This is a genomic window from Corallococcus exercitus (assembly GCF_003611585.1).
Lineage (GTDB): Bacteria > Myxococcota > Myxococcia > Myxococcales > Myxococcaceae > Corallococcus > Corallococcus exercitus.
In genome coordinates, this window is the sequence record NZ_RAVW01000360.1 from 1 (window position 1) to 10,179 (window position 10,179).

Here is a 10,179-nt window from a genome sequence, read left to right on the forward strand (position 1 = left end):
TATCGTCGGCAGCGTCAGATGTGTATAAGAGCCAGCGAGGCACCCGCGTAGCCCGCGCCCGCCTTCGCCGCGTCCCGCGGCGCGCAGTACTCCGTCTTCGCGGAGGGGTTCTTCTTCAGCTCATCCGCCACGCCCAGCGCGCCGCTGGCCGCCATCATCACGTTGCCGGTCATCACCCCCGCGGCCGTCTTGATGGAGTTCGTGAGGACGGGGGGAAGCCCCAGGGCGTCCCCCGCCAGGTCGGTCACGGCGGCCATCGGACCGCCCAGCAGGTTCGCCACGCCTTTGAGGATGTCGAGCATCGATACTCCCGCGCGACGGGTTGAAGTGGGTGCTGCCAGGGTGCCGCGCGCCGTCTCTTCGGACGCGGGCAGGCATTGCAGCGGCGGTGCCGGGCGCGCCGGCGCGCGGGGCGAGTCGATTCGAGGGGTTGTGTGGAAGGGCCCACGGTCCGCGTCCCCGCCCGCGGACGGTCAGGTCCGTCGCGGAGGATTGCGGCTAGAGTCCCGCGCCCATGCGCACCTTCGGGCTCGACTACGGCACCAAGACCATCGGCGTGGCCGTCTCGGATGGACTGGGGCTCACCGCCCAGGCGGTCACCACCGTGCGGCGCGCGTCGCTCAAGGCGGACCTGGCGGAACTGTCACGGCTCGTGAAGGAGCACGAGGTGACGCGCTTCGTCCTGGGATTGCCCCTCAACATGAACGGCTCGGAGGGGCCCCGCGCGGAGGCCACGCGCAAGTTCGCGGAGGTGCTGGAGAGCGCGCTGGGGCTGCCCGTGGAGCTGTGGGACGAGCGGCTGTCCACCGTGGCCGCCCAGCGCACCCTGCTGGAGGCGGACGTGCGCCGGGAGAAGCGGCGGGAGGTCATTGATCAGCTGGCCGCGCAGTTCATCCTGCAGGGCTGGCTGGACGCGCACCGCCCCAGGACCGACGACTACGACACAGGCTACGACGACTACGACCCGGAGGCTTGAGCACCGCCTCCGGGAACCGCCAGCCCGCTACGGCTGGCGCCGGTACACGTGGAGCGGCGCGGTGAAGCCGTCCTGCTCCTGGTACGCCACGCCGTCGAGCGTCAGCGTGCGCCCGTCCAGCTTCACGCCCGGGTCCTTCACCAGCTTGCCCTCGTCGAAGCGCACCACCACCTCCGGCCGCGCGTCACCCAGGCGCTGGCGGAAGGTGTCCCAGCGCACGCGCGCCATGCGCATCTCCGGCAGCGTGGAGAAGAAGGCCACCTGCAGGTCCATGTAGCGCGGGTCGTCGTCGATGGCCGCCGCGCCGCCCTTCGCCGCCACCTCCTCCTTGAGGAAGCGCGCCACCTGCATCACCGCCACGGGGTTCGTGGACGTGGGGCTCACCGGGCGCAGCGAGTCGTGCAGCCCGCCCTCGGTGCGGAACGTGTAGATGCCCAGCGCCACCGGCATCACCACCGCCAGCACCGCGCTCACGCCCACCACCGCGCGGCGCGCGAAGTCCCCCCGGCTGCCCACCACCGCCGCCAGGCCCGGCGCCAGGAACACGGGCACCAGCACCAGCTGCGTCACCGTAAAGCGGGCCAGGGGCACGAAGCTCAGGAGCACCGCCGCGCGGAAGGTGAAGTACAGCGCCGGCAGCACCGCCATCACCACCAGCCAGCGCGTCTCCGGGTGCTTCTTCCACGCGCGCACCATGCCCGCGCCGCCCAGCAGCGCCACGCCGGGCGTCAGCGTGAAGAGCGCCACCGCGGGCCAGAACCCCAGCTGCTGCAGCCGCCAGCCCAGCGAACCTCCCGCGCCGCCGGAGTCGGCCACCCACTGCTTGTGGAAGTCCTCCACCGCCTTGATGGGGAAGAAGGGGTCGCCGTGCGCCAGCTCGTTGCCCTGCATCCACAACAGGGGGAACGGCAGGCACACCAGGCCAAAGCCCACCGCGCGCGTCAGCGACGCCACCCGGTCCTCGGTGCTGAACACCAGCGCCACGGTGATGAGCGGGATGTACAGCCACGCGTCGTAGCGCAGCGCGCACGCGAAGTTGAGCAGCACCGCGCCCCAGAACAGCGGCTGGAAGCGGTTCTCCTCCACCCCTTCGGCCACCAGCGCGAACACGGCCAGCATGAAGAACAGCGACACCGCCTCGCTGCCCGCGGTGGTGGAGAACTGCAGGTGCATGCCCCACGCGCTGAAGGCCAGCCCCGCGGCCACGCCCGCGCGCCAGCCGAACAGCCGCCGCGTCAGCGCGAACAGCGGCACCACCGACAGCACGCCGAACACCAGGCTCACCAGCCGGCCCGCCACGTCGCGCTCGAACACCGACAGCACCGCGCCCACCAGATACAGGTGCAGCGGGCCGAACTGGTACGTGCCGTCCTTGTAGGAGGTGATGACGTGCGGCGCGGCGAGCCACCGCTCCGCCAGCTCCGTGCGCACCACCGCGTCCCCGAAGAGGTTCTCGTTGATGAAGAACACCCCCAGCCGGGGAAGCAGCGCCGCCACCAGCAGCAGGCCCACCAACCACCGGGTGGATGGCTCGGGCTGGGGTGCGGGCACCGCGGACAGGCCGGGCACGGCGGCGGAAGGGGAAGCAAGGGCGGCGGGACTCGAAGCGGGAACCATGGCGCGCGCGAGGATACGCAGGCAGGGCTCAAAGCCAAGCCAGCGACCCTCCCTCCTGCCTGATGCCCGCCCGCCTGCCCTGTCCCACGCGCCAAATCCCCGGGCAGCGGCGGATTCGCGCCGTTACGCACCCTTCCGGGCGGGACGGAACCGGTGCGCCGGCCGTCACGCCGACATGTGGAGCGGACACGGACGCCGCCCCACAGTGAGGGCCTGCCTGAACGGGGTGTCCTCCAGCAGGGGCCCAAGCGTCGGGAAGTGCGCGCTTGGGAGAGGTGGGACCCGACACATCGCACCAGGGGGGCTCCTCCCAGCGCGCGTCAGGGTCCTTATAATCGAAGTGCCTTTTCACCCCGTGGAGGAGGGCGGCTCCCCTCCGACACGATCTGACGCGCGGTCCCACTCCGCGGCGGGGTCCCGAAGGGGCTGAAGCATCGCGATTGTCGTCGCCTGGGACCTCTTCGGAGTGGGTGTGGAATGGCCTTCCAGCCCTCCAGGTTCACCATGTTGGCCCCCCGGAAGCACGCGAGCGTTCGCGTCCTCCTGTGAGGCTACGAGGGAGAGACATGAAGGACGCTGAGAAGGGCTCGTGGGTCTCCAGAATCGCCGCGTTCCAGGACGTGAAGACCTACGCGGAACTCAACTGGGAGGGCTCTTTCGAGGACTACCTCGAAATCGTCCGCAAGAACCCCAAGGTCACCCGCACCGCCTTCCAGAGGATCTACGACATGATCCTCAGCCACGGGAAGTCGGAGTACATCGACAACAAGAAGAAGCTCACCCGCTACCACTTCTTCAGCGACGAGCGCTTCGGCGGCCGGGACGCCATCTTCGGCCTGGACGTGCCGCTGATGAAGCTGGTCAACGTCTTCAAGTCCGCGGCGCAGGGCTACGGCACGGAGAAGCGCGTCATCCTCCTGCACGGCCCCGTGGGCTCGTCCAAGTCCACCATCGCCCGCCTGCTCAAGAAGGGCATGGAGGAGTACTCGAAGACGCCCGAGGGCGCCGCGTACACCTTCTCCTGGCTCACCGACAAGAAGCAGCCGGACGGCACGGTGACGAAGGAGAAGATGAAGTGCCCGATGAACGAGGAGCCCCTCAACCTCATCCCTCGGGAGTGGCGCGACAAGGTCTTCTCCGAGCTGTCCCCGCCGGAGTCCGGCTACACGATTCCCAACGGCTGCGAGCTGTGCCCCGCCTGCCGCTTCGTCTTCAAGGAGCTGATGACCCAGTACGGCGGTGACTTCGCCAAGGTCATGGGCCACGTGCACGTCAACCGGCTCATCTTCAGCGAGAAGGACCGCGTGGGCATCGGCACGTTCCAGCCCAAGGATGAGAAGAACCAGGACTCCACCGAGCTCACCGGCGACATCAACTACCGGAAGATCGCCGAGTACGGCTCGGACTCCGACCCGCGCGCCTTCAACTTCGACGGCGAGTTCAACATCGCCAACCGCGGCGTCATCGAGTTCGTCGAAGTGCTCAAGCTGGACGTCGCGTTCCTCTACGACCTGCTCGGCGCGTCGCAGGAGCACAAGATCAAGCCGAAGAAGTTCCCTCAGACGGACATCGACGAGGTCATCATCGGGCACACCAACGAGCCCGAGTACAAGAAGCTCGAGAACAACGAGTTCATGGAGGCCTTGCGCGACCGTACGGTGAAGATTGACATCCCGTACATCACCAAGCTGGCCGAGGAGGTGAAGATCTACGAGAAGGACTTCAACTCCCGCGCCATCAAGGGCAAGCACATCGCGCCGCACACGCTGGAGATGGCCGCCATGTGGGCCGTCCTCACGCGCCTGGAGGAGCCCAAGAAGCACAACCTGTCGCTCCTGCAGAAGCTCAAGCTCTACAACGGGAAGACGCTGCCCAACTTCACCGAGGACAACATCAAGGAGCTGCGCAAGGAGAGCGTGCGCGAGGGCCTGGAGGGCATCAGCGCCCGCTACATCCAGGATAAAATCTCCAACGCCCTGGTGAGCGACAAGGGCGAGGGCTGCATCAACCCCTTCATGGTGCTCAACGAGCTGGAAGCCGGCTTGAAGACGCACTCCCTCATCAACACCGAGGACGCGCGCAAGCGCATGAAGGAGCTGCTCACCACGGTGAAGCAGGAGTACGAGGACATCGTCAAGAACGAGGTCCAGCGCGCCATCAGCGCCGACGAGGACGCCATCGGCAAGCTGTGCGGCAACTACATCGACAACATCAAGGCCTTCACCCAGAAGGAGAAGGTCCGCAACAAGTACACCGGCATCTACGAGGTGCCGGATGAGCGCTTGATGCGGTCGATTGAAGAGAAGATCGACATCCCGGAGAGCCGCAAGGACGACTTCCGCGGCGAGATCATGAACTACATCGGCGCGCTCGCCGTGGAGGGCAAGACCTTCAACTACCGGACCAACGAGCGGCTGCACAAGGCGCTGGAGCTGAAGCTGTTCGAGGACCAGAAGGACAGCATCAAGCTCAAGAACCTCGTGTCCTCCGTCGTGGACAAGGAGACCCAGGAGAAGATCGACCTGGTGAAGGACCGGATGATGAAGAACTACGGGTACTGCGAGATCTGCTCCACGGACGTGCTGAACTTCGTGGCCAGCATCTTCGCCCGCGGTGACGCCAAGGAGTAACGCCTGGCGAATTGACTCCAGAGGGACGTGACACCGTGACCTTGAAGATCCACCAGGACCACTCCCGCTTCAAACAGATCGTCCGCGGGAAGATCAAAGCCAACCTGCGCAAGTACGTGCAGAAGGGCGAGATGCTGGGCAAGAAGGGCAAGGATGCCATCAGCATCCCCATCCCCTTCATCGACATCCCGCGCTTCAAGTACGGCCACAAAGAGCAGGGCGGCGTCGGACAGGGTGACGGTGACGTGGGTCAACAGCTCGGCCCCGGGGCGGTAGAGCCCGGGGACGGGCACCAGGCCGGCCAGGGCGAGGGAGACCACGCCCTGGAGGTGGACGTCACGCTGGAGGAGCTGGCGCAGATCCTGGGCGAAGAGCTCCAGCTGCCACGCATTGAACGGCGGCAGAACGAGCGCATCGTCACGCAGAAGGTGAAGTACACGGGCGTCAACACCACGGGCCCGGAGTCCCTGCGCCACTTCAAGCGCACCTTCAAGCAGGCCCTGAAGCGTCAAATCGCCACCGGCACCTACGACCCGAAGATGCCGGTCATCATCCCCACGCGCGAGGACCGCCGCTACCGCAGCTACAAGCTGCAGGAGCTGCCGGAGACCAACGCGGTCATCATCTACATGATGGACGTGTCCGGCTCCATGGGGGACGAGCAGAAGGAGATCGTCCGCATCGAGAGCTTCTGGCTCGATACGTGGCTCAAGCACCAGTACAAGGGCCTGGAGTCGCGCTACATCATCCACGACGCGGTGGCGCGTGAAGTGGACCGCGACACGTTCTTCCACACCCGCGAGTCCGGCGGGACGATGATCTCCAGCGCGTACAAGCTGTGCCGGGACATCATCCAGGCGGACTACCCGAAGAGCGCGTGGAACATCTACCCGTTCCACTTCAGCGACGGGGACAACTGGAGTGCGGACGACACGCGCCAGTGCATCGAGATGCTCCGCAACGACATCCTCCCGCAGGTGAACCAGTTCGCCTACGGGCAGGTGGAGTCTCCCTACGGCAGCGGGCAGTTCATCAAGGACCTGCGCGAGGCGGTGGGTGACACGACCAACGTCGCGCTGAGCGAGATCGCGGACAAGGACGCCATCTACGCCTCCATCAAGGACTTCCTCGGCAAGGGGCGCTGACAAGAGCGCTTCTGTCTCATCCCCCACCGGAGCCACCGCCCCATGCCCAAGAGCCTCTCACCGCGACTCGCAGCGCTTCGGGATGAAATCCACGGCTACGCCAAGGAGTTCGGCCTGGACTTCTTCGACACCGTCTTCGAGATGGTGTCCTACGACGAGATGAACATGGTGGCCGCCTACGGCGGCTTCCCCACCCGCTATCCCCACTGGCGCTGGGGCATGGAGTACGAGCAGCTGGCGAAGGGGTACGAGTACGGGCTTTCGAAAATCTACGAACTCGTCATCAACAACGACCCCTGTTACGCCTACTTGATGGAGAGCAACCCGGAGGTGGACCAGAAGCTGGTGATGGCCCACGTCTACGGTCACTGCGACTTCTTCAAGAACAACTTCTCCTTCCGGCACACCAACCGCCGGATGATTGACGACATGGCCAACCACGCCACCCGCGTCCGGCGGTGGGTGGACAAGATTGGCGTGGAGAAGGTGGAGGACTTCATCGACAGGACGCTGTCGCTGGAGAACCTCATCGACCAGCACGCGCCCCACATCCGCCGCAACCCGGATCCGCAGCGCGCGGAAGAGGAGGCCAAGTCCAACGAGCGCGTGGAGGGCTTCAAGGTGAACCGCGAGTACATGCGCGGCTTCATCAACCCTTCGGAGTTCATGGACTCCCAGCGCAAGCGCGCCGAGGACGAGAAGCAGCAGCGCAAGCGCTTCCCGGAGCGCCCGCAGCGCGACGTGCTCTACTTCCTGCTGGAGCACGCGCCGCTGGAGCCGTGGGAGGTGGACATCCTCTCCATCCTGCGCGACGAGGCGTACTACTTCGCGCCGCAGGGCCAGACGAAGATCATGAACGAGGGGTGGGCCAGCTACTGGCACTCCACCATCATGACCCGCCGGGCCCTCCGGGACGACGAGATCATCGACTACGCGGACCACCACTCCGGCACCATGGGCGTGCGCCCCGGCGCCATCAACCCGTACAAGCTGGGCATCGAGCTGTGGCGGGACATCGAGGACCGGTGGAACAAGGGCAAGTTCGGCAAGGAGTGGGACGAGTGCGATGACCTTCGCGCGCGCCAGGCCTGGGACAAGAAGCTGGGCGCGGGGCGGGAGAAGATCTTCGAGGTGCGCAAGCACTACAACGACATCACCTTCATCGACACGTTCCTCACCGCCGAGTTCGCCCAGCAGCAGAAGCTCTTCGTCTACGGCTTCAACGACAAGCGCAACTCGTGGGAAATCCTCGACCGCGAGTTCCGCAAGGTGAAGAACAAGCTGCTCACGTCGCTCACCAACTTCGGGCAGCCCATCATCGAGGTGGTGGACGGCAACTACGAGAACCGCTCGGAGCTGCTGCTCGCGCACAAGCACGACGGGCAGGACCTGAAGGGCGACTACGCGCGGGAGACGCTGCGCAACCTCCAGAGCCTCTGGCGGCGGCCGGTGAACATCATCACCCGCTACGACGGCAAGGGGACCCTGCTGCGCTACGACGGGCAGCACCACTCGGAAAAGAAAGTGGAGCTGTAAGTCACCCGGCCCCGCCGGGTGCGAGCCCCGGCGAAAGCAGGCAGGCGGGCTCAGGAAGTGCGGTCAGGATTTGGGCGGGGGACCAACAGTCCTCTACACTCCTGTATCGCCCCCCATGAAGACCGCTTCCCTCCTCTGCCTGGCCGCCCTCGGGGTGGCTTCGACGTCCGAAGCCGCCACCCACTTCGAAATCAAGAACCGCCGCATCGAGCCGCGCCAGACACTGGCGGGCGCGCTGCACGACGCGGCGCTGCCCGACGAGCAGGTGACGGCCGTCATCGCCGCGCTGGAGGGCGTGTTCGACTTCCGCAAGTCGCGCGTGGGTGACCAGTTCCGGCTGGTGATGAAGAACGGCGAGCTGGACTTCTTCGACTACCGCCAGAGCACCGTGGACGAGTGGCAGGTGCGCCGCGACGGGGAGAAGTACGTCGGCAGCAAGCGCTCCATCGAGGTGGAGAAGCAGGTGTCGGTCGTCTCGCTGGAGATCAACTCGTCCCTGTACGAGGCGACGCTGGCCGCGGGCGAGGACCCGTCCATCGGCCTGGTGCTGTCGGACGTGTTCGCGTGGGACATCGACTTCTACCGCGACGTGCGCAAGGGCGACCGCGCCAAGGCGCTGGTGGAGAAGTTCGTCTCCAAGGGCCGCGTGCTGCGCTACGGCGAGGTGCTGGCCGCGACGTATGAAGGCGGCCTGGTGGGCAACAAGCGCGTGTTCCGCTACGTGCTGCCCAACGGCGAGGCCAACTTCTTCCAGGAGGACGGCGCCAGCGCGAAGAAGACCTTCCTCAAGAGCCCGCTGAAGTACGCGCACATCACCAGCAGCTTCGGGTCGCGCTTCCACCCGGTGCTCCAGTACGTGAAGAACCACAACGGCGTGGACTACGGCACGCCCATTGGCACCCCGGTGTGGGCCGTGGCGGACGGCACCGTCGTGTCCGCGGGCAACGCGGGCGCCGCGGGCAACATGGTCGTCCTGCGCCACGCCAACGGCATGGAGACGCAGTACATGCACCTGTCGCGCTTCGGCGACGGCGTGCGCTCCGGCCAGCGCGTGCGGCAGAAGCAGGTGATTGCCTACTCCGGCAACACCGGCCGCTCCACGGGCCCGCACCTGCACTTCGGCCTGAAGCGCAACGGCGCCTACGCCAACCCGCTCACCCAGAAGTTCCCTCGCGCGGATCCGCTGCCCAAGGAGCTGACGGGGGACTTCCTCGCCAAGGCGCACGACATGGCCCAGCAGCTGGACGCCGTGTCCGTGGCCGCCGTCGCCGGCCAGGCGGGCCCGCCGCCCGCCGCCACGAAGTAGGCGGCACGCGCCAACGCATCAAAGCCCACGGGCCCCCTCCCCTTCACGGTGGAGCGGGGCCCGTCGCTTTTCGCCGAGCCGTCAGGCCCACTCGATGAGGAACTCGGAGTCGCCCAGGCACCGCTCGGTGCCCCGCACGTGGCCGTCGCGGTGGAGCGCGGTGAGGACGCCCCCGAGGATGCCCTCGTGGACCTCCACGGGCAGCAGGTCGCCCTTGAAGGTCAGCCGCACGCGCTTGTCCGCCAGGGCCTGGTACTCGCGCCGTCCGTAGCTCACCGCGGTGGCGTAGGACGCGGGCGCGTTGCTGTACATGCGCTTGGGGTCGCCAGCGCCGGCGGTGAGGCGCAGGAGCGTCTGCCCCACCGTGGACTCGAAGAAGGTCCCGACGATGGCCTCCCCGCACGCCCGCAGGGCCGCTTCGCGAGTGCCGTACCCGGGCTGGAGGGCCTCCGACGCGAAGCCCATCAGGCGCAGGAAGTCCACCGCCGGGTAGGAGAAGAAGTCCACCGGGCTTCGCTGCAGGAGCGGCGCGCGCAGGCGCTCCGCGGCGTCGCGCCCCAGCTGCTGGTGCGTCAGCCGCAGCACCGCCGCGAAGCTCAGTCCCCGCACGGTGTCCCCGGGCCGGGTCAGGGCAATGCGCTGCTCCAGGTCATCCAGGGGGAGGGACATTCACCCAGCGTTTTACTCCAATTCCGCGTGATTCCGGTTCCTCTCATGAGGCCCCGCGCATGTCTGTCATTCCCGGGGCCGCGCCGCGTCACGGCGGGTCCCGGAGCACCTTCCCTCCCTGGCGAAGGAAGCGGCCGACCCTGTGAAGCGGCGAGGGTTTCCCCTGCCCCCGGCTGGCGTGACACGGTAGCCTTCCGTCATGGGCGTCCCGCGTCAAAAGCGTGGGCGCTCCCGGCTGTACTTCAACCCCTTCGCGACCTTCCGAGACGACCGACTTACTGTCTCTTCTACACATCTCCC

General features: G+C 66.8%; 8 protein-coding genes. 5 read left to right on the forward strand and 3 right to left on the reverse strand.

Annotated elements, in window-relative coordinates; all coding sequences use genetic code 11:
• Positions 1-14: 14 nt before the first annotated feature.
• On the reverse strand, positions 15-302 hold the full coding sequence (locus D7W79_RS46510) for a hypothetical protein (RefSeq protein WP_244222083.1): 288 nt from the start codon (positions 300-302) through the stop codon (positions 15-17).
• Between the two features lie 212 nt (positions 303-514).
• On the opposite strand from D7W79_RS46510, the gene ruvX reads away from it, so the two are divergent.
• On the forward strand, positions 515-976 hold the full coding sequence (ruvX, locus tag D7W79_RS31965) for a Holliday junction resolvase RuvX (RefSeq protein ID WP_120529158.1): 462 nt from the start codon (positions 515-517) through the stop codon (positions 974-976).
• 27 nt (positions 977-1,003) lie between these two features.
• Here the strand turns inward: ruvX and D7W79_RS31970 are convergent, their stop codons facing one another.
• Positions 1,004-2,593, reverse strand: coding sequence for an ArnT family glycosyltransferase (locus D7W79_RS31970; RefSeq protein WP_120529159.1), 1,590 nt, complete (start codon positions 2,591-2,593; stop codon positions 1,004-1,006).
• 566 nt (positions 2,594-3,159) lie between these two features.
• On the opposite strand from D7W79_RS31970, the gene D7W79_RS31975 reads away from it, so the two are divergent.
• The 4 genes from D7W79_RS31975 (at position 3,160) to D7W79_RS31990 (ending at position 9,210) form a co-directional block, all read left to right on the forward strand.
• Positions 3,160-5,223 (forward strand): PrkA family serine protein kinase, encoded by a 2,064-nt coding sequence (locus tag D7W79_RS31975; protein ID WP_014399123.1) that lies wholly within the window; start codon positions 3,160-3,162, stop codon positions 5,221-5,223.
• 35 nt (positions 5,224-5,258) lie between these two features.
• Positions 5,259-6,368 carry a DUF444 family protein gene (locus D7W79_RS31980; protein ID WP_120529160.1) on the forward strand — a complete coding sequence of 370 codons (1,110 nt, stop codon included), beginning with the start codon at positions 5,259-5,261 and terminating at the stop codon, positions 6,366-6,368.
• 42 nt (positions 6,369-6,410) lie between these two features.
• Positions 6,411-7,904, forward strand: a complete 1,494-nt coding sequence (locus D7W79_RS31985) for a SpoVR family protein (protein ID WP_120529161.1) — start codon at positions 6,411-6,413, stop codon at positions 7,902-7,904.
• A 115-nt stretch (positions 7,905-8,019) separates the two neighbouring features.
• Positions 8,020-9,210 carry a peptidoglycan DD-metalloendopeptidase family protein gene (locus D7W79_RS31990; protein ID WP_120529162.1) on the forward strand — a complete coding sequence of 397 codons (1,191 nt, stop codon included), beginning with the start codon at positions 8,020-8,022 and terminating at the stop codon, positions 9,208-9,210.
• Positions 9,211-9,291: 81 nt separating this feature from the next.
• Here the strand turns inward: D7W79_RS31990 and D7W79_RS31995 are convergent, their stop codons facing one another.
• Complete coding sequence (locus D7W79_RS31995) at positions 9,292-9,879, reverse strand: DUF2378 family protein (RefSeq protein ID WP_120529163.1); 588 nt, start codon at positions 9,877-9,879, stop codon at positions 9,292-9,294.
• Positions 9,880-10,179 lie beyond the last annotated feature (300 nt).

What these genes read in the sequence shown, in the direction of transcription:
- D7W79_RS46510 (WP_244222083.1), bottom strand. Translation starts at nt 302, where the DNA reads ATGCTCGACATCCTCAAAGGCGTGGCGAACCTGCTGGGCGGTCCGATG.
- ruvX (WP_120529158.1), top strand. Translation starts at nt 515, where the DNA reads ATGCGCACCTTCGGGCTCGACTACGGCACCAAGACCATCGGCGTGGCC.
- D7W79_RS31970 (WP_120529159.1), bottom strand. Translation starts at nt 2,593, where the DNA reads ATGGTTCCCGCTTCGAGTCCCGCCGCCCTTGCTTCCCCTTCCGCCGCC.
- D7W79_RS31975 (WP_014399123.1), top strand. Translation starts at nt 3,160, where the DNA reads ATGAAGGACGCTGAGAAGGGCTCGTGGGTCTCCAGAATCGCCGCGTTC.
- D7W79_RS31985 (WP_120529161.1), top strand. Translation starts at nt 6,411, where the DNA reads ATGCCCAAGAGCCTCTCACCGCGACTCGCAGCGCTTCGGGATGAAATC.
- D7W79_RS31990 (WP_120529162.1), top strand. Translation starts at nt 8,020, where the DNA reads ATGAAGACCGCTTCCCTCCTCTGCCTGGCCGCCCTCGGGGTGGCTTCG.
- D7W79_RS31995 (WP_120529163.1), bottom strand. Translation starts at nt 9,879, where the DNA reads ATGTCCCTCCCCCTGGATGACCTGGAGCAGCGCATTGCCCTGACCCGG.